General features: G+C 70.0%; 23 protein-coding genes and 4 tRNA genes. 6 read left to right on the plus strand and 21 right to left on the minus strand.

Annotation, left to right across the window (positions count from 1 at the left end; genetic code table 11):
- Positions 1 to 31: 31 nt before the first annotated feature.
- The 9 genes from rpoB to AC0693_RS03465 all read right to left on the minus strand — a co-directional run bounded on the left by rpoB (position 32) and on the right by AC0693_RS03465 (position 9,462).
- Positions 32 to 3,514: a DNA-directed RNA polymerase subunit beta gene (rpoB, locus tag AC0693_RS03425; protein WP_356412959.1), complete on the minus strand. Its 3,483-nt coding sequence runs from the start codon at positions 3,512 to 3,514 to the stop codon at positions 32 to 34.
- Positions 3,515 to 4,067: 553 nt separating this feature from the next.
- Complete coding sequence (rplL, locus tag AC0693_RS03430; RefSeq protein ID WP_356412957.1) at positions 4,068 to 4,451, minus strand: 50S ribosomal protein L7/L12; 384 nt, start codon at positions 4,449 to 4,451, stop codon at positions 4,068 to 4,070.
- Between the two features lie 111 nt (positions 4,452 to 4,562).
- Positions 4,563 to 5,093, minus strand: a complete 531-nt coding sequence (rplJ, locus tag AC0693_RS03435) for a 50S ribosomal protein L10 (protein ID WP_356412955.1) — start codon at positions 5,091 to 5,093, stop codon at positions 4,563 to 4,565.
- Positions 5,094 to 5,396: 303 nt separating this feature from the next.
- On the minus strand, positions 5,397 to 6,287 hold the full coding sequence (locus AC0693_RS03440; RefSeq protein WP_478800848.1) for an SCO4651 family lipoprotein: 891 nt from the start codon (positions 6,285 to 6,287) through the stop codon (positions 5,397 to 5,399).
- Positions 6,288 to 6,504: 217 nt separating this feature from the next.
- Positions 6,505 to 7,233, minus strand: a complete 729-nt coding sequence (gene rplA / locus AC0693_RS03445; RefSeq protein ID WP_330332007.1) for a 50S ribosomal protein L1 — start codon at positions 7,231 to 7,233, stop codon at positions 6,505 to 6,507.
- A 110-nt stretch (positions 7,234 to 7,343) separates the two neighbouring features.
- A complete protein-coding gene (gene rplK, locus AC0693_RS03450; RefSeq protein ID WP_283452383.1) occupies positions 7,344 to 7,778 on the minus strand; it encodes a 50S ribosomal protein L11 in 435 nt (144 codons plus the stop codon).
- 182 nt (positions 7,779 to 7,960) lie between these two features.
- Entirely contained in the window at positions 7,961 to 8,917 is a 957-nt protein-coding gene (nusG, locus tag AC0693_RS03455) for a transcription termination/antitermination protein NusG (protein ID WP_478800849.1), read from the minus strand.
- A gap of 84 nt (positions 8,918 to 9,001) precedes the next feature.
- Positions 9,002 to 9,292 (minus strand): preprotein translocase subunit SecE, encoded by a 291-nt coding sequence (secE, locus tag AC0693_RS03460; protein ID WP_356412950.1) that lies wholly within the window; start codon positions 9,290 to 9,292, stop codon positions 9,002 to 9,004.
- 97 nt (positions 9,293 to 9,389) lie between these two features.
- A tRNA-Trp gene (locus AC0693_RS03465) sits at positions 9,390 to 9,462 on the minus strand.
- Between the two features lie 190 nt (positions 9,463 to 9,652).
- Between AC0693_RS03465 and AC0693_RS03470 the strand changes: the two genes are divergently transcribed.
- Both AC0693_RS03470 and AC0693_RS03475 read left to right on the plus strand, forming a co-directional pair.
- Positions 9,653 to 10,879: a pyridoxal phosphate-dependent aminotransferase gene (locus AC0693_RS03470; protein ID WP_356412948.1), complete on the plus strand. Its 1,227-nt coding sequence runs from the start codon at positions 9,653 to 9,655 to the stop codon at positions 10,877 to 10,879.
- A 152-nt stretch (positions 10,880 to 11,031) separates the two neighbouring features.
- Positions 11,032 to 12,051 carry an adenosine deaminase gene (locus AC0693_RS03475; protein WP_356412946.1) on the plus strand — a complete coding sequence of 340 codons (1,020 nt, stop codon included), beginning with the start codon at positions 11,032 to 11,034 and terminating at the stop codon, positions 12,049 to 12,051.
- Between the two features lie 24 nt (positions 12,052 to 12,075).
- On the opposite strand, the gene AC0693_RS03480 is transcribed toward AC0693_RS03475, so the two are convergent.
- From AC0693_RS03480 to AC0693_RS03525, 10 genes are all read right to left on the minus strand, one after another.
- Positions 12,076 to 12,492 carry a hypothetical protein gene (locus AC0693_RS03480; protein ID WP_468463075.1) on the minus strand — a complete coding sequence of 139 codons (417 nt, stop codon included), beginning with the start codon at positions 12,490 to 12,492 and terminating at the stop codon, positions 12,076 to 12,078.
- Positions 12,493 to 12,508: 16 nt separating this feature from the next.
- On the minus strand, positions 12,509 to 13,564 hold the full coding sequence (locus AC0693_RS03485) for a UDP-N-acetylmuramate dehydrogenase (RefSeq protein ID WP_356412942.1): 1,056 nt from the start codon (positions 13,562 to 13,564) through the stop codon (positions 12,509 to 12,511).
- A gap of 76 nt (positions 13,565 to 13,640) precedes the next feature.
- Entirely contained in the window at positions 13,641 to 14,039 is a 399-nt protein-coding gene (locus AC0693_RS03490; RefSeq protein ID WP_469317060.1) for a DUF3291 domain-containing protein, read from the minus strand.
- A gap of 90 nt (positions 14,040 to 14,129) precedes the next feature.
- Positions 14,130 to 15,605 (minus strand): MFS transporter, encoded by a 1,476-nt coding sequence (locus AC0693_RS03495; protein ID WP_478800850.1) that lies wholly within the window; start codon positions 15,603 to 15,605, stop codon positions 14,130 to 14,132.
- A gap of 105 nt (positions 15,606 to 15,710) precedes the next feature.
- The gene (locus AC0693_RS03500) at positions 15,711 to 16,280 is read right to left on the minus strand and encodes a TetR/AcrR family transcriptional regulator (RefSeq protein ID WP_356412936.1); all 570 of its coding nucleotides are present in this window, start codon (positions 16,278 to 16,280) and stop codon (positions 15,711 to 15,713) included.
- 1,073 nt (positions 16,281 to 17,353) lie between these two features.
- Positions 17,354 to 17,782 carry a MaoC family dehydratase gene (locus tag AC0693_RS03505; protein ID WP_478800851.1) on the minus strand — a complete coding sequence of 143 codons (429 nt, stop codon included), beginning with the start codon at positions 17,780 to 17,782 and terminating at the stop codon, positions 17,354 to 17,356.
- Between the two features lies 1 nt (position 17,783).
- Positions 17,784 to 18,266 carry an FAS1-like dehydratase domain-containing protein gene (locus tag AC0693_RS03510; protein ID WP_478800852.1) on the minus strand — a complete coding sequence of 161 codons (483 nt, stop codon included), beginning with the start codon at positions 18,264 to 18,266 and terminating at the stop codon, positions 17,784 to 17,786.
- A gap of 130 nt (positions 18,267 to 18,396) precedes the next feature.
- Positions 18,397 to 18,561, minus strand: a complete 165-nt coding sequence (gene rpmG, locus AC0693_RS03515; protein WP_006604855.1) for a 50S ribosomal protein L33 — start codon at positions 18,559 to 18,561, stop codon at positions 18,397 to 18,399.
- A gap of 88 nt (positions 18,562 to 18,649) precedes the next feature.
- Positions 18,650 to 18,722: transfer RNA gene (locus tag AC0693_RS03520), tRNA-Met, on the minus strand.
- Positions 18,723 to 18,774: 52 nt separating this feature from the next.
- Positions 18,775 to 18,847 (minus strand) — tRNA-Thr (locus AC0693_RS03525).
- 306 nt (positions 18,848 to 19,153) lie between these two features.
- Between AC0693_RS03525 and AC0693_RS03530 the strand changes: the two genes are divergently transcribed.
- Positions 19,154 to 20,437: an amidohydrolase family protein gene (locus AC0693_RS03530; RefSeq protein WP_478800853.1), complete on the plus strand. Its 1,284-nt coding sequence runs from the start codon at positions 19,154 to 19,156 to the stop codon at positions 20,435 to 20,437.
- A gap of 54 nt (positions 20,438 to 20,491) precedes the next feature.
- A complete protein-coding gene (locus AC0693_RS03535) occupies positions 20,492 to 21,148 on the plus strand; it encodes an SDR family oxidoreductase (RefSeq protein ID WP_478800854.1) in 657 nt (218 codons plus the stop codon).
- A gap of 90 nt (positions 21,149 to 21,238) precedes the next feature.
- Here AC0693_RS03535 and AC0693_RS03540 read toward each other — a convergent pair whose 3' ends face one another.
- Positions 21,239 to 21,676, minus strand: coding sequence for a DUF3574 domain-containing protein (locus AC0693_RS03540; protein WP_356412927.1), 438 nt, complete (start codon positions 21,674 to 21,676; stop codon positions 21,239 to 21,241).
- 178 nt (positions 21,677 to 21,854) lie between these two features.
- Here AC0693_RS03540 and AC0693_RS03545 point away from each other — a divergent pair, with 178 nt between their 5' ends.
- Complete coding sequence (locus AC0693_RS03545; RefSeq protein ID WP_356412925.1) at positions 21,855 to 22,070, plus strand: DUF6458 family protein; 216 nt, start codon at positions 21,855 to 21,857, stop codon at positions 22,068 to 22,070.
- Between the two features lie 98 nt (positions 22,071 to 22,168).
- Here AC0693_RS03545 and AC0693_RS03550 read toward each other — a convergent pair.
- Positions 22,169 to 22,250: transfer RNA gene (locus tag AC0693_RS03550), tRNA-Tyr, on the minus strand.
- Positions 22,251 to 22,474: 224 nt separating this feature from the next.
- On the opposite strand from AC0693_RS03550, the gene AC0693_RS03555 reads away from it, so the two are divergent.
- Positions 22,475 to 22,963 (plus strand): YajQ family cyclic di-GMP-binding protein, encoded by a 489-nt coding sequence (locus AC0693_RS03555; RefSeq protein ID WP_330331993.1) that lies wholly within the window; start codon positions 22,475 to 22,477, stop codon positions 22,961 to 22,963.
- Positions 22,964 to 23,164 lie beyond the last annotated feature (201 nt).

Raw genomic sequence — 23,164 nt, forward strand, 5'->3', positions numbered from 1 at the left:
GGGCTCTTGAGCGAGCCCCCCGTCAGGCCCGTCAGACCTCTTCGACGCTGCTCGGCTCACGCCGGGACAGGTCGATACCGAGCTCCTCCGCCGCGCGGAAGACGTCCTCGTCGGTGTCGCGCATCTCGATGGACATGCCGTCCGAGGACAGCACCTCCACGTTGAGGCAGAGCGACTGCATTTCCTTGATGAGCACCTTGAAGGACTCGGGAATGCCCGGCTCGGGGATGTTCTCGCCCTTGACGATGGCCTCGTACACCTTCACGCGGCCGGTGACGTCATCGGACTTGATGGTCAGCAGCTCCTGGAGGGCGTAAGCGGCGCCATAAGCCTCGAGCGCCCACACCTCCATCTCACCGAAGCGCTGGCCACCGAACTGCGCCTTACCACCCAGCGGCTGCTGCGTGATCATCGAGTACGGACCGGTCGACCGAGCGTGGAGCTTGTCGTCGACCAGGTGGTGGAGCTTGAGGATGTACATGTAGCCGACCGAGACCGGCTCCGGGAACGGCTCGCCGGAGCGGCCGTCGAACAGGTGCGCCTTGCCGGAGGGCAGGACCAGGCGGTCGCCGTCGCGGTTCGGGATGGTGTGCTCGAACAAGCCGGTCAGCTCGTCCTCGCGGGCACCGTCGAACACCGGGGTGGCGACGTTCGTGCCGGGCTCGACGCGGTCGGCGCCGATGGCCTTCAGCCGCTCGGCCCACTCCTCGCCGAGGCCGGAGACGTCCCAGCCGCGGCTGGCGAGCCAGCCGAGGTGGATCTCCAGAACCTGTCCCGGGTTCATTCGGGACGGGACACCCAGCGGGTTCAGGATGATGTCGACCGGCGTGCCGTCCTCAAGGAAGGGCATGTCCTCGATCGGAAGGATCTTGGAGATGACACCCTTGTTGCCGTGGCGGCCGGCGAGCTTGTCACCGTCGGTGATCTTGCGCTTCTGGGCGACGTAGACGCGGACCAGCTGGTTCACGCCCGGGGGAAGCTCGTCGCCCTCTTCGCGGTCGAAGACGCGGACGCCGATGACCTTGCCGATCTCACCGTGGGGGACCTTGAGCGAGGTGTCGCGCACCTCGCGGGCCTTCTCACCGAAGATCGCGCGGAGCAGGCGCTCTTCCGGGGTCAGCTCGGTCTCGCCCTTGGGCGTGACCTTGCCGACCAGGATGTCGCCCGCGACGACGTCCGCACCGATGCGGATGATGCCGCGCTCGTCGAGGTCCGCGAGGACCTCCTCGGAGACGTTCGGGATGTCCCGGGTGATCTCCTCGGGGCCCAGCTTGGTGTCACGGGCGTCGACCTCGTGCTCCTCGATGTGGATCGAGGAGAGGACGTCGTCCTGTACGAGGCGCTGCGACAGGATGATCGCGTCCTCGTAGTTGTGACCTTCCCAGGGCATGAACGCGACGAGCAGGTTCTTGCCGAGGGCCATTTCGCCCTCTTCGGTCGCCGGACCGTCGGCGAGGACCTGCGCCTCGATGATGCGGTCACCCTCGTTGACGATGACCTTCTGGTTGACCGAGGTGCCCTGGTTCGAGCGGGAGAACTTCGCGACGCGGTACGTGGTGTACGTACCGTCGTCGTTCGCGACGGTGATGTAGTCGGCCGAGACCTCCTGGACGACACCGTCCTTCTCCGCCTTGATCGAGTCACCGGCGTCGACGGCGCAGCGGTACTCCATGCCGGTGCCGACGAGCGGCGCCTCCGCCTTGATGAGCGGAACGGCCTGGCGCATCATGTTCGCGCCCATGAGGGCGCGGTTGGCGTCGTCGTGCTCCAGGAAGGGGATCATCGCGGTCGCGACGGACACCATCTGGCGCGGGGAGACGTCCATGTAGTCGACGTCGTCACCGGCGATGTAGTCGATCTCGCCACCACGACGGCGGACCAGCACGCGGTTCTCGGTGAAGCGCATCTCGTCGCTCAGGCCGGCGTTGGCCTGGGCGATGACGAAGCGGTCTTCCTCGTCGGCCGTCAGGTAGTCGACGTCGTCGGTGACGACGCCCTCGACGACCTTGCGGTACGGGGTCTCGACGAAACCGAACGCGTTGACGCGGCCGTAGGACGCGAGCGAACCGATCAGACCGATGTTCGGGCCTTCAGGGGTTTCGATCGGGCACATGCGGCCGTAGTGCGACGGGTGAACGTCTCGGACCTCGAAGCCGGCCCGCTCACGGGACAGACCACCCGGACCGAGCGCCGACAGGCGGCGCTTGTGGGTGAGACCCGACAGCGGGTTGTTCTGGTCCATGAACTGCGACAGCTGGCTGGTGCCGAAGAACTCCTTGATGGAGGCGACGACCGGCCGGATGTTGATCAGGGTCTGCGGCGTGATCGCCTCGACGTCCTGCGTGGTCATGCGCTCGCGCACGACGCGCTCCATACGAGCCAGACCCGTGCGGACCTGGTTCTGGATGAGCTCGCCGACGTTGCGCAGACGACGGTTGCCGAAGTGGTCGATGTCGTCGGTCTCGACGACGATCGGACGGCCCGACTCGCCCACCGTCTCGGTCTCGCCGGCGTGCAGCTTGACCAGGTAGCGGATGGTGGCGATGACGTCGTCCGTCGTCAGCACACCGGCGTCGAGCGGCTCGTCGGCGCCGAGCTTCTTGTTGACCTTGTAGCGGCCGACCTTGGCGAGGTCGTAACGCTTCGGGTTGAAGTAGAGGTTCTCGAGCAGCGTCTGCGCGGCCTCACGGGTCGGCGGTTCGCCCGGACGCAGCTTGCGGTAGATGTCGAGCAGCGCGTCGTCCTGACCCTGGGTGTGGTCCTTCTCCAGGGTGGCGCGCATGGACTCGTACTCGCCGAACTCCTCCAGGATCTGCTCGGTGGTCCAACCGAGAGCCTTCAGGAGAACGGTGACGGACTGCTTGCGCTTGCGGTCGATGCGGACACCGACCATGTCGCGCTTGTCGATCTCCATCTCCAGCCAGGCACCCCGGGACGGGATGATCTTGGCGGAGAAGATGTCCTTGTCGGACGTCTTGTCGATGGAGGAGTCGAAGTAGACACCGGGAGAACGGACGAGCTGCGACACCACGACACGCTCGGTGCCGTTGATGACGAAGGTGCCCTTGTTGGTCATCAGCGGGAAGTCGCCCATGAAGACCGTCTGGGACTTGATCTCGCCAGTCTCGTTGTTGGTGAACTCGGCCGTGACGAACAGCGGCGCCGCGAACGTGAAGTCGCGGTCCTTGCACTCGTCGACGGAGTTCTTCGCGGGTTCGAAACGGTGGTCGCGGAAGGTCAGCGACATCGACCCGGAGAAGTCCTCGATCGGCGAGATCTCCTCGAAGATCTCTTCCAGACCGGACTTGGTGGGGACGTCCTGTCCGCTCTCCAAAGCCGACTCGACGCGAGACTTCCAGGCGGCGTTACCGAGCAGCCAGTCAAAGCTTTCGGTCTGCAGCGCCAGGAGGTTCGGAACCTCGAGAGGCTCCTTGATCTTTGCAAAGGAGATGCGCAGCGGGGCGGTGCTGGCACCGTTGTTCGTATTGGTCGAGGCGTTGCGCGAGGCGGCCAAGAGGGGGTCCTTCCGAGGGCTCGGACTCACTACGCGCGTACCGGTCCCAGCTGACACAGAAGACGAACTTCCCCTATCCGGTCCAAAGAACCAGGTCAGGGTGATCAGTCAGGTGTGCTCTAGCGTAGGTATGCCCCTGGCGACGGGCAGGGGGCAGCTAACAGGCAGCGCAAAGGGTCAGTGTAGCCACTTGGCTCACTGATGTCCAGACCAGCCTTCTGGAGTCCGGCAACAGGCCTTCCCCTTGTTGGTAATGCTGCGGCCCTCGCACACAGAGCGCGTATCAGTACTGCCCTCTTTGTAACCGATCCATGCCTCGGGATACGGATCGGCTGGTCCAAGCTGGCAACGGCTCTGAGAATTGCGCGCCGCGTGCCGTTCGTCAAGGCCCCCTGCTCCGTGCGGATCATCACCGGGCCCTGTCACGGAGCAACGAAGATCACCCTACTCCCCAACGAGACCAGGGCAAATCAGGCACCGCGGGTACGCCGAAGGGCGACCACCCTTACGGGTGATCGCCCTTCGCAGAGGCCCTGTGAGGGCCTCAGAGGTGTTACTTGACCTCGACGCCGGCGCCGGCGGCCTTGAGGGACTCGGCAGCCTTGTCAGCGGCCTCCTTGGCGACCTTCTCGAGGACGGGCTTCGGGGCGCCGTCCACGAGGTCCTTGGCCTCCTTGAGACCCAGGGAGGTCAGCTCGCGCACGACCTTGATGACCTGGATCTTCTTGTCACCGGCGGAGGTGAGGATGACGTCGAACTCGTCCTGCTCCTCGACGGCGTCGGCAGGCGCGCCCGGGCCGGCCGGACCGGCGACGGCGACGGCCGCGGCGGCGGTGACGTCGAACTTCTCCTCGAACGCCTTCACGAACTCGGAGAGCTCGATGAGGGTGAGCTCCTCGAACTGGGCGAGCAGGTCTTCCTGGCTGAGCTTCGCCATGATGGGCGATCCTTCCACTTAATTCGGCAGGTGCCGGATGTATTGAGAGGCGGGCGTAACGGCCCGCTACGACCCACGCACTAGGCGGCGTGGATCAGTGCGCGAGCCGAATTACTCGGCACCGCCCTGCTCGGCGAGCTTGACGCGAAGCGCTTCCGCGGTGCGGACGAACTTCGACGGCAGCGCCTGGAAGAGCGAGGCAGCCTGAGACTGCTTGCCCTTGAACGCGCCGGCCAGCTTGCTGAGCAGAACCTCGCGGGACTCGAGGTCCGCAAGCTTCTTGATCTCATCGGCGGTCAGCGCCTTACCGTCAAGGACACCGCCCTTGATGATGAGGTTCGGGTTCTCCTTGGCGAAGTCACGCAGGCTCTTCGCCGACTCCACCGGGTCACCGGTGATGAAGGCGACCGCGGTCGGACCAGTGAACTGGTCGTCGAGCGCGGTGATCCCGGCCTGGTTGGCCGCAATCTTGGTCAGCGTGTTCTTCACCACGGCGTACTGGGCGTTCTCACCGAGCGAACGACGCAGCGTCTTGAGCTGCGCGACGGTGAGACCCCGGTACTCGGTCAGCACGGCGGCGTTCGAGTCGCGGAACTGGTCCGTGAGCTCGGCTACCGCGGCAGCCTTGTCGGGCCTTGCCATAGAGCGTCGGCCTCCTTCCGGGTGATGAGGACCGCTCAGAAGGGGCTAAAACGAAAACGCCCCGGCACAGGGCTCGGGGCGTGGCTCAACCGGAACGAATTCCGGGAACTTTGCTCTGAACACCTGCGCAGGTCGTTCGCAGCTAGCGAATCCTTCGGCCGCCGTCCTCTTGCGAGCACGGCAACGACCAGCGGTCTTTGGCTTCTCCGGAAGAGTACGTGAACCACCCGATGCGGAGCAAATCCGCTCGGGGCACCGCCTCGACGGCGCCCCGGGCGGTGGCCCCCGAAGCGGCCTCGCGGGTCAGTAACCCAGGCCCTTCAGCTTGTCGTCGGTCTCTTTCAGGCTCTTGTCGACGTCCTTGAGGGTGTCGTCGACACCCTTCATGACGTCGTCGAAGGCCACCGTGTCCCCCGCCGGCGGCGCCTGGACCGCGGGCGTCGTGCCGAACCCGGAGAACTTCGCCGTGGTCTTGGACGGTCCCGCGTCCCCGCTCGCCGTGACGGTGTCGACGCGGACGGGGTAGCCGTCCTTGCTGATCCAGAGGTCGATCTCCAGCGACTTGACCTCCTGGACCGACTCGTGGAGGTACTGGCGGTTCTTCTCCTCCATGACCTTGCTGGAATCGTCCGCCTTGACGAGGTCCGCGTGGGTGAGGACGGCCTTGTAGTGCTCGGTGTCCACGCCGTCGAGCCGCTCCGCCGCGACGTGCTTGAGGCCCTCCTGGCCCAGGGTCATCGCGAGGTACTCGGCCGGGTCCTCGTTGAGCCGGACACCGGGCTTGCCGTCCTTGGAGAGGTTCATCTTCATCCAGGACTTGCCCTGTACGGGCTTGTCCGACTTGGTGTAGACGAGGTCGCCGATCATGATCGACCGGGCGGCCGGCCTCTCACCCTTGATCATGACGTCGTGGCTCGACGGGTACCAGCCCTTGGAGCCGGACTGGGTCGAGGTCTTGCCGTCGGCCTCGACGGTCGACAGCTCCGCCTTGGCGAACTTGGCCGCCACCGTCTTGAGGTAGGCCGCCTTCACCGCCTCCGCGGGCGTCCGGGCCTTCGCCTCACCGCCCTTGGACCCGGTGGTCCCGCCCTTGCCCGCGTCGGCCTCGTCGCCGCCACAGGCCGTGAGGCCGCCCACGAGCAGTGCGGCGCCCGCCAGGGCGGCACCCGTTCGCGTCCAGACAGCCTTGTTCATCTCGTACTCCCCGTAAAAAAGAAAGATCTCGTTCGCGCGCGACCACGGCGGGACCCCCGTCCCCGGCATGATCGTTTGATTGAATCTTTACCCTATCGGGCGCTTGGATGATCTCTTCATGATTTTCGGGGCGGAACGCGAGAACGGGCCTCGCTCCCCCTCTGCAGGGAGAACGAGGCCCGTTCGGGCAACCAGCGGGCCGTCAGGCCCGGCCAGGTCAGACCGCGGCCGGGTCTTCCTCGACGAGGAGGTTCCGGGTGCGGTTCTGGTCCAGGATGATGCCGGGGCCCATCGTGGTGCTCAGGGCGGCCTTCTTGATGTAGCGGCCCTTCGCGGCGGACGGCTTCAGACGCAGGATCTCGTCCAGGGCCGCGCCGTAGTTCTCGACGAGCTGCTCATCGGTGAAGGAGACCTTGCCGATGATGAAGTGCAGGTTCGAGTGCTTGTCGACGCGGAACTCGATCTTGCCACCCTTGATCTCGGTGACAGCCTTGGCGACGTCCATCGTGACGGTGCCGGTCTTCGGGTTCGGCATGAGGCCACGGGGACCGAGCACGCGGCCGAGGCGGCCGACCTTGCCCATGAGGTCCGGGGTGGCCACAACGGCGTCGAACTCGTTGAGGCGGTTGCCCTTCGCGATCTCGTCGATCAGCTCGTCGTTGCCGACAATGTCGGCGCCGGCGGCTTCCGCGGCCGCTGCACGGTCACCGGTCGCGAAGACCAGGACCCGGGCGGTCTTGCCGGTGCCGTGCGGGAGGTTCACGGTGCCACGGACCATCTGGTCGGCCTTGCGCGGGTCGACACCCAGGCGGAAGGCGACCTCGACGGTGCTGTCGAACTTGGTCGCGGAGGTCTCCTTGGCGAGACGGACGGCCTCGAGCGGGGCGTAGAGCTTGTCCCGGTCGACCTTGGCGTCCGCAGCGCGGAGAGTCTTGCTGCGCTTCACTTCTGCTCCTGTTTGCAGATACACCATGCGGCTTCCGCCGCGTGGCAGGGTGTGGAGTCGTGGTGCGGACCAGCGCTGGTCCTACCACTGGGGGCGTGCGAGGGGCTGGATCAGCCCTCGACCGTGATGCCCATCGAGCGGGCGGTGCCGGCGATGATCTTCTCGGCGGCGGCCAGGTCGTTGGCGTTCAGGTCGGGCATCTTCAGCGTGGCGATCTCGCGGACCTGGGCGCCGGTGAGCTTGGCGACCTTGGTCTTGTGCGGCTCGCCCGAGCCCTTCTCCACACCCGCGTGCTTGAGGATGAGGCGCGCGGCCGGGGGGGTCTTCGTCACGAAGGTGAAGGAGCGGTCGTCGTAGACCGTGATCTCCACCGGCACGACCATGCCACGCTGCGACTCGGTCGCGGCGTTGTAGGCCTTGCAGAACTCCATGATGTTGACGCCGTGCTGACCGAGCGCGGGGCCGACCGGCGGCGCCGGGTTGGCCGCACCGGCCTTGATCTGGAGCTTGATGAGCCCCGTGATCTTCTTCTTCTTGGGAGGCATTGCTCTCTCCGGGTCCTGTGAGAGTTTTTCGCCGCCAACCGGTCATCCGGATGGAGGCATACCGCACCACGATAACGGGTATCAGGGCGGGGCTGAAAACCCAGCAGGTCAGACCGCCCTTTTCGGGGCGATCTGACCTGGCTGGAAGCGTGTGTCAGAAGGGCTGGACCGGCGGGACCGGATCAGTTCTTCTGGATCTGGTCGAAGCTCAGCTCGACCGGGGTCTCGCGGCCGAAGATCTCGACGAGGCCCTTGACCTTCTTCGAGTCCGGGTTGATCTCGTTGATGGTCGCCTGGAGCGTGGCGAACGGGCCGTCGGTGACGGTGACCGAGTCGCCGACCTCGAAGTCCAGGACCTCGATGGTGCGCTTGACGGCGGGCGCGGGCAGACCGGCCTCTTCCGCGGCCAGCTTGGCGGCCTTCTCCTGCGCCTCGGGGGCGAGCATCTTGACGATCTCGTCGAGGGTCAGCGGGTACGGGTCGTAGGCGTTGCCCACGAAGCCGGTGACGCCGGGGGTGTTGCGGACGACGCCCCAGGACTCGTTCGTCAGATCCATGCGGACGAGAACGTAACCGGGCAGCTTGTTCTGCCGGACGTTCTTGCGCTCGCCGTTCTTGATCTGGACGATCTCTTCCTCGGGCACCTCGGCCTGGTAGATGAACTCCTCGACGTTCAGCGAGACGGCGCGCTGCTCCAGGTTGGCCTTCACGCGCTTCTCGTAGCCCGCGTAGGTGTGGATCACGTACCACTCGCCGGGCAGCAGGCGCAGTTCGTCGCGCAGGGCCTGGATCGGGTCGACCGGCTCGGCGGGCTCTTCGGCCTCGTCCTCGTCCGCATCGGTGACCTCGGCGTCCGCGTCGCCGGCTTCGGCGTCCTCGGCCTCGGCGTCGTCCGCGTCCACCTCGTCGGCGTCGTCCTCGACGGCCTCGGCGTCTTCGTCGGCGGCGTCTTCGTCAGCCTCGGCGGTCTCGGCGTCGTCCTCGACGTGCACGGCGGCCTCTTCGGCCGCGACACCGGCCTCGGCGTCGGCGATCTCGGCCTCGTCAGGGTTCGCAGCGTCCGCCGCCTCGACGATGTCGAGCGCGTCCTCGACGGACTCGACGGAGTCGGGGCTCGCGTTCAGGTTCGGGTCAGACACGGTGGCTGCTTCTTCCTGGATACAAAATGGGGTGGAACATGCGAAAACGGGCGGCACCCATCAAGGTGCCGCCCTCCGCGGGGACTAGCCGAAGACGAACTTGATGGCCGACTGGAACCCATAGTCAATCACGGTAACGAGACCGATCATGATGACCACGAACACGATCACGACCGTGGTGTAGGTGGTCAGCTGGTTGCGAGTCGGCCAAACGACCTTGCGGAGCTCCGCGACGATCTGCCGGTAGAAGAGCGCGAGACGGCCCAGGGGGCCCTTCTTGCCGCGCTTGCCGCCCTTTCGGGCCTTCTTCTCGCGGGTCTCGTCCTCGGCGTCAGGCATGTCGATGGAGCCCACGGCGTCCGTCACGTCTCTCACCTGAATCCGGGTCATGGCCGTGCCGCGCCCCGGTTGAGCCGCACGGCGGTGCATAGATGTACGTACCTGCGCACACATCCGGCGAAGGAGTGTGGAGCAGGGCCGGAGGGACTCGAACCCCCAACCGCTGGTTTTGGAGACCAGTGCTCTACCAATTGAGCTACGACCCTTTGTGTTCCCAACCTACCGCATCCGCCTGAGTGCACGCAGTGCACGCATTTGGAGCGCCCGGTGAGGTCCAACGACAGGTGAGCATACGTGGTCGCGGCGCCGACGTCGAACAGAAGCCGCCCGGAGCTGCTCCGTCCGGTACCTGAAACGTTGTGCGGCGCCACTTTGCAGTCTGGGACGATTGGCCGCATGACCTCTGCAACGCCTTCTTCCGAGCGCCGGGTGTCCGCCCGTATCGGCGCCATTTCCGAGTCCGCCACCCTCGCCGTCGACGCCAAGGCCAAGGCCCTCAAGGCCGCCGGCCGTCCGGTCATCGGCTTCGGCGCCGGCGAGCCCGACTTCCCGACCCCCGACTACATCGTCGAGGCGGCGGTCGAGGCCTGCCGCAACCCGAAGTACCACCGCTACACGCCGGCCGGCGGTCTGCCGGAGCTGAAGAAGGCCATCGCGGAGAAGACCCTGCGCGATTCCGGCTACGCCGTCGACCCGGCCCAGATCCTCGTCACCAACGGCGGCAAGCAGGCCATCTACGAGGCCTTCGCCGCGATCCTCGACCCGGGCGACGAGGTCATCGTCCCGGCCCCCTACTGGACCACCTACCCGGAGTCGATCCGCCTCGCGGGCGGTGTCCCGGTGGACGTCGTCGCCGACGAGACCACCGGTTACCGGGTCTCCGTGGAACAGCTGGAAGCGGCGCGCACCGACCGTACGAAGGTCGTCCTCTTCGTCTCGCCCTCCAACCCGACCGGCGCCGTCTACTCGGAGGAGGACGCCCGCGCCATCGGCGAGTGGGCCGCGGAGCACGGCCTGTGGGTGCTGACGGACGAGATCTACGAGCACCTGGTCTACGGCGACGCGACGTTCACCTCGCTGCCCGTGCTGGTGCCCGCGCTCGCCGACCGCTGCATCGTCGTCAACGGCGTGGCCAAGACGTACGCCATGACGGGCTGGCGCGTCGGGTGGGTCATCGGCCCGAAGGACGTCGTCAAGGCGGCGACGAACCTCCAGTCGCACGCCACGTCCAACGTCTCCAACGTGGCGCAGGTCGCGGCGCTGTCGGCGGTATCGGGCAACCTGGACGCCGTCGCGGAGATGCGCAAGGCCTTCGACCGCCGCCGCCAGACCATGGTGAAGATGCTGAACGAGATCGACGGCGTCTTCTGCCCGACCCCGGAGGGCGCGTTCTACGCGTACCCCTCGGTCAAGGAGCTGCTCGGCAAGGAGATCCGCGGCAAGCGCCCGCAGACCTCGGTCGAGCTGGCGGCCCTGATCCTGGACGAGGCCGAGGTCGCGGTCGTCCCGGGCGAGGCCTTCGGCACCCCGGGCTACCTGCGCCTCTCCTACGCCCTCGGTGACGAGGACCTGGTGGAGGGCGTGACCCGGATCCAGAACCTGCTGGCCGAGGCCAAGGCCTAGAGCGGCCCGCCGGCGGGGCTGATTTTTCAGCCCCGCCGGCGTTTGAGGCGCGGGGTCCGGGGCGGAGCCCCGGGGGCCCGAACTGCGTTCGGGCGGCCCCTCGATCGGGAAACGGGCTCCCGCGGACGCGATTCGTACGGCAGGATCACCGGATGGAGCACGTACGCGATCTCACGCTTCTGCCGAAAGCCCACCTCCACCTGCACTTCACGGGTTCCATGCGCCCGTCGACCCTGCTGGAGCTGGCCGACAAGTACGGCGTGCGGCTGCCCGACGCGCTGACCGGCGGAGAGCCACCCAAGCTGCGGGCCACCGACGAGCGCGGCTGGTTCCGCTTCCAGCGGCTCTACGACGCCGCCCGCTCCTGCCTGCGCGAGCCCGACGACATCCGGCGCCTGGTGCGCGAGGCCGCCGAGGAAGACGTCCGGGACGGCAGCGGGTGGCTGGAGATCCAGGTCGACCCGACCTCCTACGCCCCGCTGCTGGGCGGCATGATCCCGGCCGTCGAGATCATCCTGGATGCCGTGGACGCCGCCTCCCGCGAGACCGGCCTCGGGATGCGCGTGGTCATCGCCGCCAACCGCATGAAGCACCCGCTGGACGCCCGCACCCTGGCGCGGCTCGCCGTCCGCTACGCCGACCGCGGCATCGTCGGCTTCGGACTCTCCAACGACGAGCGCCGCGGCATGGCCCGCGACTTCGACCGGGCCTTCGCCATCGCCCGGGAGGGCGGCCTGCTCGCGGCCCCGCACGGCGGTGAGCTCGGCGGCCCCTCCTCCGTCCGGGACTGCCTGGACGACCTGCGCGCCTCCCGCGTCGGCCACGGCGTACGGGCGGCCGAGGACCCGCGGCTGCTGCAACGGCTGGCCGACCGGCAGATCACCTGCGAGGTCTGCCCCGCGTCCAACGTGGCGCTGGGGGTCTACGAGCGTCCCGAGGACGTCCCGCTGCGGACCCTCTTCGACGCCGGGGTGCCGATGGCGCTGGGCGCCGACGACCCGCTGCTCTTCGGGTCCCGGCTGGCGGCCCAGTACGAGATCGCCCGCCGCCACCACGCCTTCACGGACGCGGAGCTGGCGGAGCTGGCCCGCCAGTCGGTCCGCGGTTCGGCCGCCCCCTCGGACGTGCAGGCCAAGCTGCTGGCCGGGATCGACCACTGGCTGACCGGCTGACCGGCCGAGCGCCGGGGGCGGGCGTCAGCGGGTGAGGCGCAGGTCGCCTTCCCAGCAGTCGGCCCGGACCCGGTCGCCGTCGGTGAAGCCGATCTCCAGGTGGGTGCGGCCCTGCTCGGGCACCGCGAACTCGGCCACGGTCGCCACGGTGTCGCCCAGATGGCGCAGGAACGGGTGGTCGCCGAGGTCGTCACCGACCTCGATGCGGCCCCACTCCCCCATGTCGTAGGGCTCGTGCGGCCGGGCGGACTCGACGATGAGGCACCAGTCGGACCCGGTGGTGATGCGGGTGCAGTCGCCCTCGCTGTCGGTCAGCCAGACGTCGAGCGGGGCCTCGGAGCGTTCGCCCTCGTAGACGTGCCAGGACGCGACGACGCTGCTGATCGCGCGCCCCACGAGCCGGGTGGGGTCGGTACCGGCCCCGTGCAGGGGACAGAGCATGGGCGGCCGGGACTCCTCAGATGCTGACGCCGACCGTCACCGGTTCGTTGACCAGGGTGACGCCGAAGGCCGCGTGGACGCCCGCGACGACCTCGCGGGCCAGGGCGAGCAGGTCCTCGGTGGTGGCCTGACCGCGGTTGGTGAGCGCGAGGGTGTGCTTGGTCGAGATGCGGGCGGGGCCGGTGCCGTAGCCCTTGGTGAAGCCCGCCTTGTCGATCAGCCAGGCCGCGCTGGTCTTCGTACCGCCGTCGGCGGCCGGGTAGGCGGGCGGGGCGGTGTCGGGGCCGAGCCGGTCGTGGACGCGGGCGAGGAAGTCGGCGTAGGCCTCGTCGGTCAGCACGGGGTTGGTGAAGAAGGAGCCGGCCGACCAGGTGTCGTGGTCGGCGGGGTCGAGCACCATGCCCTTGCTCGCGCGCAGGCGCAGGACGGTCTCGCGGGCGGTGGCGGCCGGGACCCGGTCGCCCGCCTCGACGCCGAGGGCGCGGGCGGTCTCGGGGTACTTGATCGGCGCGGAGAGCCCGCCGGCGGCCTCCAGGGCGAAGCGGACGCGCAGCACGACGTAGCGTTCCGGCTGCTCCTTGAAGGTGCTGTGGCGGTACGAGAACGCGCACTCGGCGTTCGAGAGGGTGACCGTCTCGCCGAGCGTGCGGTCGTAGGCGACGACCTCGGTGAGGGTGCTGGAGACCTCCTGGCCGTACGCCCCCACGTTCTGGACCGGGGTCGCGCCCGCGGAGCCGGGGATCCCGGCGAGGCACTCGATGCCCGCGAGGCCCGCTTCGACGGTGCGGGCGACGGCCTCGCTCCAGTTCTCGCCCGCGGCGAGTTCGAGCGTGGTGCCGTCGAGGGTGAAGCCGGTGGTCGCGATGCGCAGGGCGGTGCCGTCGAAGCCCCGGTCGCCGATGACCAGGTTGCTGCCGCCGCCGATGAGCAGCAGCGGCGTACCGCTCTCGTCGGCCGCGCGCACGGCGGCGACGACCTCGGCGTCGGTGGTCGCGGTGACCAGCCGGGTGGCCGGGCCGCCGAGGCGGAAGGTGGTCAGCGGGGCGAGGGGGGCATCGTGGAGTTCCTGCACGGGGACAAGAGTACGGTCCGTGCCCCCCTGGCGGTGCGGGGCCACGGACCGTACGGGTTCCCCCGTGTCCCGGATCTCAGCGCCCGGCCTTCTCCTCGGCGAGGCGGCGCTCGGCCTCGGCCCAGCTCACGGGCGGCTCGGCGGCGTCCTGGGTCCAGTAGGTGAAGACCGACTCCTTCATGTACGCCCTCGCGGCCCGGGAGCTGGTGCGGTGCGGCTCGCTGCGGGCGAAGCGGTAGAGCGCGTCCCGGTCCTCCCAGGCGGAGAGGGTCAGGAAGGTCCGGCCGAGGACCCGCGCGCGCAGGGCGGCGCCGTGCGCTCCGGGGGCCTTGCGGATCTGGAGGACGATGCCGGGCGCCTTGAGGAAGAAGCGGACGGCGCCCAGGAGCGTGGTGGTCTCGAAGCTGGAGGCCATGACGTAGACCTGCGCGCCGGGGGCGGGCCGGCTGGGGGTCATCCAGGGGATGTCGGGCATGGTGCGCGCTCCTCGGCTGTCGGGATGGGACGGACGGTACGGGCGGCGGTGCGGGCGGTACGGGCGGCGGTACGGGCGGTGGTACGGGCCTCAGTTGGCCGGGACCTTGATCCTCTCCGGGGTCGCGGCGGCCCCGGAGCCGCCGACCGGGCCCAGGGCCTTGCGGCGCTGGGCGGCCCGGCCGGGGAGCAGCAGGGCGAGCAGCGCGGCCACGGCGACGGCGCCGGCGCCGATCCACAGGGCGGGGACGGTTCCGTCGGTGAAGGTGCGGGCGCTCTGGTAACCGCCCTGGGCGGCGAAGACCGAGGCGAGGACCGCGACGCCGAGGGCTCCGCCGAGCTCGCGCAGGGCGGCGTTGGCCCCGGAGGCCCTGCCCTGGTCGGCGGGGGCGACGGTGGACATCAGGACGTTGGAGGCCGGGGCGAAGTACAGGGCCATGCCGATGCCGCTGAGGATCAGAGCGGGGAGCTGGGCGGCGTACGACACGTCCGGGGCGAGCACCACGGCGAACCAGCCGAGGCCCAGGGCCTGGAAAGCGAGGCCGGTGGCGACGACCGGGCGGCCGCCGATGCGGTCGGAGAGGATGCCGGCGATCGGGGCGACGATCATCGGCATGCCGGTCCAGGGCAGCATGCGCAGCCCGGCTTCGGTGGGCGAGTACCCGGCGGCGCCCTGGAGGAACTGGCTGAGCAGGAAGATCGAACCGAACATGCCGAGGAACATCAGCAGGCTGGCCAGGTTGATCCCGAGGAAGCCGCGGTCGCGGAAGAGGCGCATCGGGAGCATCGCGTTCGGGTTGCCGGAGCCGTGGTGGACGAATCCGGCGACGAGCGCGCCACCGAGGATCAGGCCGGTCAGCACCGGGGTGCTGGTCCAGCCGTCGGAGTTGGCGTTGACCAGGGCGTAGACGATGCCGAAGAGGCCGCCGCTGATGAGGAGCGTGCCGGGGAGGTCCAGGCGGGCGTTGGGCGCGGTGGACTCGGCGAGGCGCAGGCGGGCGAGCGGGATCAGGGCGAGGCCGATCGGCACGTTGAGCCAGAAGATCCACTGCCAGGAGATGTGCTCGGTGAGGCTGCCGCCGATGAGCGGGCCGCTGGCGACGGCGAGGCCGGTGACGGCGCCGTAGATGCCCAGCGCCATGCCGCGGCGGGCGGCCGGGACGGCCGCGGTCAGCAGGGTGAGGGTGAGCGGCATCATGATCGCGGCGCCGACGCCCTGGACGGCACGGGCGGCGATGAGGGCGTCGATGCCGGGCGAGAGCGCGGCCGCGGCGGAGGCGGCGGTGAAGACGCCGAGTCCGGTGACGAAGAGCTTGCGGCGGCCGAACCGGTCACCGAGGGCGGAGCCGAACATGAGCAGGACGGCGAAGGTGAGGGTGTAGGCGTTCACCGTCCATTCGAGGTCCTCCAGCGCGCCGCCGAGGTCCTCGCGGATGGCGGGGAGGGCGGTGGTGACGACGAGGTTGTCGAGGGCGGCCATGAAGCTGGCGACGCCGGTGAGGACGAGGGCCCAGACGGCGGGGCCGCGCAGGCGGGTGTCGGTGGCGGGCTGGTCGTGCGTGTTCACGTTCACGGTTCCCCCATGTGGAACGTTAGTTATCAATTACTAACTTTGCTGCCCAAAAAAAGGGGCCGCGGCGCCCTGCGGTCCTCGCCGGGCGCGCCCCGGCACTCACCCGGTGGGGCGGTGTTCGGGCCGCACGGACGGGTAGCAGTCGTCCCAGACCCGGTGGCCGGGCGGGAACCCCATGGCGGCGAGGGTGTTGATCAGCATGCCGTAGGCCATGAAGTCGGTGACCCCGACCGAACCCTCGCCCAGCGGACCCTCGACGGTGTCCCACAGCTCCATCCACCCGCTGCGGACCATCTCGCCGAACCCCGGCTCCCCGGCGGCCTCGGCGGCGGCGACGGTGACGTAGACCTGCAGCTGCATCTGGAGCTTGTCGGGCTGCTCCCTGATGAGCCGCATGTAGGCCTCGGCCATCGCCTGGAGGGCCTCCTCGCCGTGGAGGCCCTTGGAGGACTCGGCGAAGACGGCGCGGATGTCCTGCACGCAGCGGGTGGCGGCGGCGAGGAAGATGGCCTGCTTGTTGGGGAAGAGACGGAAGAGGTAGGGCTGCGAGACGCCGACGCGCTTGGCGATCGCCTCGGTGGAGGTCCCGTAGTACCCGCCCCGGGCGAACTCGTGCATCGCCGCGAGGATGACGCTCTCGCGTCGCTCGTCTGCGCTCATCCTGGCCATGCGGCTAAGTTAGTGGCCAATCACTAACTACGTCAACCGGTAGCCGGTGGCGAGTTGCGGGCGGGGCCGGGGCGGGGCCCGGGGGGGCGGGTCGGTGGCGCTCCCGACCCGGATGCGCGCCTCAATCGCCGGCGGGGCTGGGTGGGGCTCCGGTGGCCCGGACGTGCCCCGGGGGCCAGGGGCGGAACGGCCGGGCGCGGCTCCCGACCCGGCACAGTCGCCTCAAACGCCGGCGGGGCTGGGTATGACTCCGGTGGCCCGGAGGTTCCCCGGGGCCAGGGCGGATCAGCCGGGCGCGGCTCCGCGGCCAGGGGCGGAACGGTCGAGCGCGGCACCCGACCCGGCACCGTCGCCTCAAACGCCGGCGGGGCTGAAGTTGCTCGGGGTCGGCCACGGGGTGGCTCGGGTCGGCCATGGGATGGCTCGGGGCGGCGACGGGGTGGCTCTGGTTCGGCCACGGGATGGCTCGCAGGCGGCGACGGGGGCCGGGGTTGGGGGAACTAGGACCGGCTCGGCGGGGGAGTGGGGGTGGTGTGGGGTGTCCCCGCAGGCCGAGCAGAACCACTGCCGGTCAACCGGCCGACTCGGGTCGGGTTCTGCGAGCCGAGGAGACACCCCACAGCGCCCGCGCTCCCCCGCCCCACCCCGACCCCGCACAAACACCAGCCCCCACCACCTGCACCGCACCGCGCCGCGCCGCACAACGCACCGCACCGCACCCAGCCGACGCGCCCCCGCCCCCGGCCCCAACCCCGGGTCACCGACGGCCATACCCAGCCCCGCCGGCGATTGAGGCGCGGGCACGGGCCCGGGGACCACGCCCGGCCGATCCACCCCCGCCCCCGGCAAGGCGGGACCCCAGGACCGCGCCCGGCCGACCCACCCCCGGCCCCAACCCCGGGTCACCGACGGCCATACCCAGCCCCGCCGGCGATTGAGGCGCGGGCACGGGCCCCGGGACCGCGCCCGGCCGACCCACCCCCGCCCCCGGCAAGGCGGGGCCCCGGAACCGCGCCCGGCCGACCCACCCCCGCCCCCGGCAAGGCAAGGCAAGGCAAGGCCCCCCAGCCCCCTCAGCCCAGCTGGACCACCGCGCGCGACATGCCCAGCACCTTCAGGCCCGCGCTGGTCGCCGTCAGGTCGACCCGCACGCGGTCGCCCTCCAGCTTCGCCGCGACCTTGGCCGTGACCTCGATCACCGCACCCGCGTCATCGTTCGGCACGACCACCGGCTTGGTGAACCGCACCCCGTACTCCACCACCGCACCCGGGTCCCCCACCCAGTCCGTGACCACCCGGATCGCCTCGGCCATGGTGAACATGCCGTGCGCGATCACGTCCGGCAGCCCGACATCCTTGGCGAACTTCTCGTTCCAGTGGATCGGGTTGAAGTCGCCCGACGCCCCGGCGTAGCGGACCAGCGTGGCCCGCTGGACACCGAAGGTCCCGGCCGGCAGCTCGGTGCCGACCTCCACGTCCGCGTAACGGATCTGCGCACCCATCTCAGACCTCCCCGACGGCAGCGGTACCGGCAGCGGCCTCTGCCGGCGCCCGCGACACGAGTTTCGTCCAGGCCGTCACCACGTGCTCACCCGTCTCGTCGTGAACCTCACCGCGGATGTCGATGATGTCGTTGCCCGCGAGGGACTTCACGGCCTCGATGGTGGACGTCACCAGCAGCCGGTCCCCCGCCCGCACCGGGCGCGTGTAGGCGAACTTCTGGTCGCCGTGCACCACCCGGCTGTAGTCCAGGCCGAGCTGCGGGTCCTCGATGACCTGCCCCGCCGCCTTGAAGGTGATCGCGAACACGAAGGTCGGGGGCGCGATCACATCGCGGTGACCCAGCGCCTTGGCCGCCTCGGGATCGGTGTAGGCGGGGTTGGCGTCACCCACCGCCTCCGCGAACTCGCGGATCTTCTCCCGGCCGACCTCGTACGGATCGGTGGGCGGATAGCTCCGCCCCACGAAGGACTGGTCGAGCGCCATGGCTCACAACCTCCTGTGTTGGATACGGCGGAACGGAAGCCGTACGAAAGACGTGGGAAAACGACACAAGGCCGCCCCCCTTGCAGGGGACGACCTTATGACGGAGCCTGTATTCGAGAAACCGCTGGGGTCAGCGGGTCTCGCGGTGCGCGGTGTGCGAGTTGCAGCGCGGGCAGTGCTTCTTCATCTCAAGACGGTCCGGGTCATTACGCCGGTTCTTCTTGGTGATGTAGTTCCGCTCCTTGCACTCCACGCAGGCCAGCGTGATCTTCGGGCGGACGTCGGTGGCAGCCACGTGAGTGCTCCTTGACGGAAATTGGGACGGATGAACGCATACAAGAGTAGCCGACCGGGAGACCGACCCCGCAATCGGCTACTGTGTGTAGCGGCGACCGGACTTGAACCGGTGACACAGCGATTATGAGCCGCTTGCTCTACCGACTGAGCTACGCCGCTTTGGTGTGATTGCTCCCCTACCTTAAAGCAGGCAGGGGACCTTTCTCACCAGAGCCCCAATGCGGAATCGAACCGCAGACCTTCTCCTTACCATGGAGACGCTCTACCGACTGAGCTATTGGGGCGAGCGAGGAAGACATTACACGGTCGCCCGCCGATCGCCCAAATCCTTTGCGGCGGCTGACCTCCGGCTCGTGGGCGCAGGCGCTGGGCCCCCCTCGCGCGCCCCTCCGAAGCAACTCCGGAGCAACTCCGGAGCAACTCCGCACCGACCTCACCACGCGCCCCACGGGCACCACACCGGTACGACTAATGGCCTCCTCCGTGAGGAGCGCCACACCGCGCCCTAGGCTCTGTGCACGCTGCGTGACCGCGGGCCGCAGGCCGCGGCCACGGGCCCAGGAACCGTCCGAGCCGCCCGCAGGAGCACGATGCCCGACAGTCAGCCGCCGCAGCCGTCCCCCTCCCCGCGCGGCGGCCGCGGCGGGGACGACGGCCAGGGCCCCGGTCCCACCGACTCCACCACCCTGCTGCTCACCGGTGCCCGCCTGAGCGACGGACGGACGGTCGACGTCCTGCTCGGCGCCGGCCGCATCCGGCTGGTCGCCCCCGCCGGGAGCCTGCCCGCCCCGGCTCCCTCCCGGGTCGACTTGTCCGGTTACCTGCTGCTGCCCGCCCCCGCCGAGCCGCACGCCCACGGCGACACCGCGCTCACCGCCGACACCGAGGGGCCCGTTTCCCACACGGCCGACGAGGTCCAGCGCCGGGCCACGGAGTCGGCGCTGCTCCAGCTCGGGCACGGCGCCACCGCCATCCGTTCGCACATCCGGATCACCGACGCCCACGGCCTCGGCCCGATGGAGGCGGTCCTCCAGGCGCGGCGCTCGCTGCGCGGGCTCGCCGATCTCACCGCGGTCGCCGTCCCCCGGCTGCTGACCGGGATCGCGGGGGCGGACGGCCGGGCGATGCTGCGCGACGCGCTCAAGATGGGCGCGGCCGTCGTCGGCGGCTGCCCGGACCTGGACCCCGACCCCACCGGCTTCGTCGAGGCCGTCCTGGAGCTGGCCGGTGAGCACGGCTGCCCCGTGGACCTGCACACGGATGGTGACGATCCCGGGCGTCTCGCCCGGCTCGCCTCCCTGGCCGGCGGGCTGCGTGCCGGCGTCACGATCGGCCCCTGCGGCGGTCTGTCCCGGCTCCCGCTGGACATCGCTTCGCGGGCCGCCGACCGGCTGGCCGCGGCCGGCGTACGGGTGACCTGCCTGCCCCAGGGCGACTGCGCGGCCCTGGAGCGGCGCGGGCTGCGCACTGCGCCCGTACGGCTGCTGCGCGCGGCCGGGGTACGCGTCGCGGCGGGCAGCGGGGCGCTGCGGGACGCCGGGAACCCGGTGGGCCGCGGGGACCCGCTGGAGGCGGCGTACTTGCTGGCCTCGCAGGGCGGGCTGCGGGCGGCCGAGGCCTACCACGCGGTGAGCACGGCGGCCCGGGAGGCGATGGGCCTGCCGGAGGTGCGGGTGGAGGCCGGTTTCCCGGCCGAGCTGCTCGCCGTGCGCGGGGACCGGATCGCGGCGGTGCTGTCCCTGGCGTACAGCCGGATCGTGATCCACCGCGGGCGCGTGGTCGCCCGGACGAGCGCCGTACGGGAGTACTGCGACTCGGCCGTCGCGGTCGCCCTCGACCTGCCCCGGCAGGGCCGTACGGAGCCCGGTCCCTGAGCGTCGGCGCCGCCTACGGGCGCGGGGGCGCGCGGGGCGACGTACGGTCGAGTCATGCGCATTGTCATCGCTGGTGGACACGGTCGGATCGCGCTGCGGCTGGAGCGCCTGCTCTCCGCGCGCGGGTACGAGGTCGCGGGGATCATCCGCGATCCGGCACAGGGCGACGATCTCCGGGCGGCCGGGGCCGAACCGGTCCTCTGCGACCTGGAGTCGGCGACGGTCGAGCACGTCGCGGGGATCCTTCAGGGCGCCCGGGTCGCGGTGTTCGCGGCCGGCGCGGGCCCGGGGAGCGGCGCCGCGCGCAAGGACACGGTGGACCGGGGCGCGGCGGTGCTCTTCGCGGACGCGGCCGAACGGGCGCGCGTACCGAGGTTCCTGATGGTGTCTTCGATCCGCGCGGACGCGAACCATCCGGGTGACGACGTCTTCGACGTCTACCTGCGGGCCAAGGGCGAGGCGGACGACCACCTGCGGACCCGGCTGGGCCTGGAGTGGACGGTCCTGCGTCCGGGCGAGCTCACTGACGAGGAGGGGACGGGCCTGGTCCGCCTGGAGGCCGCCACGGGCCGCGGGCCGGTCCCCCGCGACGACGTGGCGGCGGTGCTGGCCGAGCTGGTGGAGACCCCCGCGACGGCCGGCCTGACGCTGGAGCTGGTGTCGGGGAGCAAGCCGGTCGCGGTGGCGGTCAAGGACGTCGCGGGCAACTGAGCGCGGGGGGCCGGAAGCCCGGGGCCGGGGGGCCGGGGGGCCGGAAGCCCGGGAGCCCAGGAGTCCGGAGCCCAGCGCCCCGAGCCGTCGTCAGAAGTCGGCGTGCACCTCGTCGTCGGAGCGCAGGACCGAATCCTGGGCGAACTCCTTCTCGTACGCCCGGCGGATCCGTTCGATGCGCGCGCCGCGCTCGTCGGCGCCCTTCTCCGGATAGAGCAGCACCACCTCGTACGAGGTCTCGCGGACGGTCCGCCCGTCCGGCCCGCGCCACTGCCCGTGCCCCGGCTGCACGGTCAGCCCCTCGGGGAAGGCCGGCGTGACCTCCCGGTCCAGGAAGCGGTCGAACTCCCGCTCCGCGACCGGGGGCGCGCCGCGGGGGCGCTCGGTGCCGAAGTAGAGCCGGGTCTCGCGGTACGGGTCGCCGGTGTGCCCGTGCAGCGCGGCCCCGACCAGGGCCGGGATGCCGGCTCCGAGCAGGGCGAGCAGCACCCCGCCGCCGATCTTGCCGCGGGCGTCAGTAGTCCACATCACGCGGGGTGAACGACCGGCGGTCCGTGACGTTGCGGGACGCACGCCCTCTGCGCGGCATCCGGGCGGTGGCGGCCCGCCGACGGCGCGGCGCCCCAACCCCCGGGCCGCGGGGGCGTTTTCACCCCGAGAAGCCGGGTAACCGCGCCGTCAGACAGCCAAACAGCGGAGGCAACTCATGGGCATAGGCGGATGCATCATCCTGATCGTGGTGGGCGCCATCCTCACCTTCGCCACCGACTGGAAGATGGACAGCGTCAACCTTCCCCTGGTCGGCCTGATCATGATGGCGGTGGGGGCGATCGGTCTCGCCGTCTACACGAGCATCTTCAAGCGGCGCCGCGCCGCGGGCGCGATCCCGGTGGTGGACGAGACCCGTCGGGACGTCATCTGAGCAAAGCGCCGCAGCCGGAGCACCGGCCCGGGCCGCAGCCGTACGAAAAAGTCCCCCTGATCGGCGTTTCCGCTGATCAGGGGGACTTCTTTACCACGTGGCGGCGCCAGGATTCGAACCTGGGTAGGCTAAGCCGACGGATTTACAGTCCGTTCCCATTGGCCACTCGGGCACACCGCCATGGGAGGAAGCCTTCGATCTCCGCCTCGCGGCGGTGCTCTCCGGCAACGACGTAAACGATACCTGATGGACAGGGGTGCTTCGCCACCGCATTGATCGGACACGGAGCCCCGGGCTCTCCGGTCCCATCGGGGGCGCAGGCCCTAGGCTTGACGGCGCGGCCGGGGAACATCCGGCGCGTGCCCCTGCGGGGCATCACAGCCGACTTCAAGGAGCCACAGCACATGGCCGACTCCAGTTTCGACATCGTCTCGAAGGTCGAGCGGCAGGAGGTCGACAACGCCCTCAACCAGACCGCCAAGGAACTCTCGCAGCGCTACGACTTCAAGGGCACCGGCGCCACGATCGCCTGGTCCGGCGAGAAGATCGTCATGGAGGCGAACTCCGAGGACCGCGTCAAGGCCGTCCTCGACGTGTTCGAGACCAAGCTGGTCAAGCGCGGCATCTCGCTGAAGGCGCTCGACGCCGGCGAGCCGCAGCTGTCCGGCAAGGAGTACAAGATCTTCGCCACGATCGAGGAGGGCATCTCCCAGGAGAACGCCAAGAAGGTCGCGAAGATCATCCGGGACGAGGGCCCCAAGGCCGTCAAGGCCCAGGTGCAGGGCGAGGAACTGCGCGTCACCTCCAAGAGCCGTGACGACCTCCAGGAGGTCCAGGCCCTGCTCAAGGGCAAGGACCTGGACTTCGCGATCCAGTTCGTGAACTACCGCTGACCTGCGGGCCACGGCAACCGGTCGCGGCCGCCGAGGGCGCAATGGGGATCCTCCCCGTTGCGCCCTCGGCCGTGTCCGGGGTCCGGTGGCGGGCGCCCGGGCTCGGGCTGATCGCCGGTCAGCTGTACGCCTCGACCACGCGTGCCCGACCGCGCTGGGCGGCCGGCAGGCGCAGCGGGCGGAGCGTGAGGCTTCCGCTGC

It is taken from the genome of Streptomyces sp. NPDC043876, from assembly GCF_056435825.1.

What these genes read in the sequence shown, in the direction of transcription:
- rplL (WP_356412957.1), bottom strand. Translation starts at nt 4,451, where the DNA reads ATGGCGAAGCTCAGCCAGGAAGACCTGCTCGCCCAGTTCGAGGAGCTC.
- rplJ (WP_356412955.1), bottom strand. Translation starts at nt 5,093, where the DNA reads ATGGCAAGGCCCGACAAGGCTGCCGCGGTAGCCGAGCTCACGGACCAG.
- AC0693_RS03440 (WP_478800848.1), bottom strand. Translation starts at nt 6,287, where the DNA reads ATGAACAAGGCTGTCTGGACGCGAACGGGTGCCGCCCTGGCGGGCGCC.
- rplK (WP_283452383.1), bottom strand. Translation starts at nt 7,778, where the DNA reads ATGCCTCCCAAGAAGAAGAAGATCACGGGGCTCATCAAGCTCCAGATC.
- AC0693_RS03470 (WP_356412948.1), top strand. Translation starts at nt 9,653, where the DNA reads ATGACCTCTGCAACGCCTTCTTCCGAGCGCCGGGTGTCCGCCCGTATC.
- AC0693_RS03475 (WP_356412946.1), top strand. Translation starts at nt 11,032, where the DNA reads ATGGAGCACGTACGCGATCTCACGCTTCTGCCGAAAGCCCACCTCCAC.
- AC0693_RS03480 (WP_468463075.1), bottom strand. Translation starts at nt 12,492, where the DNA reads ATGCTCTGTCCCCTGCACGGGGCCGGTACCGACCCCACCCGGCTCGTG.
- AC0693_RS03490 (WP_469317060.1), bottom strand. Translation starts at nt 14,039, where the DNA reads ATGCCCGACATCCCCTGGATGACCCCCAGCCGGCCCGCCCCCGGCGCG.
- AC0693_RS03500 (WP_356412936.1), bottom strand. Translation starts at nt 16,280, where the DNA reads ATGGCCAGGATGAGCGCAGACGAGCGACGCGAGAGCGTCATCCTCGCG.
- AC0693_RS03505 (WP_478800851.1), bottom strand. Translation starts at nt 17,782, where the DNA reads ATGGGTGCGCAGATCCGTTACGCGGACGTGGAGGTCGGCACCGAGCTG.
- AC0693_RS03510 (WP_478800852.1), bottom strand. Translation starts at nt 18,266, where the DNA reads ATGGCGCTCGACCAGTCCTTCGTGGGGCGGAGCTATCCGCCCACCGAT.
- AC0693_RS03530 (WP_478800853.1), top strand. Translation starts at nt 19,154, where the DNA reads ATGCCCGACAGTCAGCCGCCGCAGCCGTCCCCCTCCCCGCGCGGCGGC.
- AC0693_RS03535 (WP_478800854.1), top strand. Translation starts at nt 20,492, where the DNA reads ATGCGCATTGTCATCGCTGGTGGACACGGTCGGATCGCGCTGCGGCTG.
- AC0693_RS03540 (WP_356412927.1), bottom strand. Translation starts at nt 21,676, where the DNA reads ATGTGGACTACTGACGCCCGCGGCAAGATCGGCGGCGGGGTGCTGCTC.
- AC0693_RS03545 (WP_356412925.1), top strand. Translation starts at nt 21,855, where the DNA reads ATGGGCATAGGCGGATGCATCATCCTGATCGTGGTGGGCGCCATCCTC.
- AC0693_RS03555 (WP_330331993.1), top strand. Translation starts at nt 22,475, where the DNA reads ATGGCCGACTCCAGTTTCGACATCGTCTCGAAGGTCGAGCGGCAGGAG.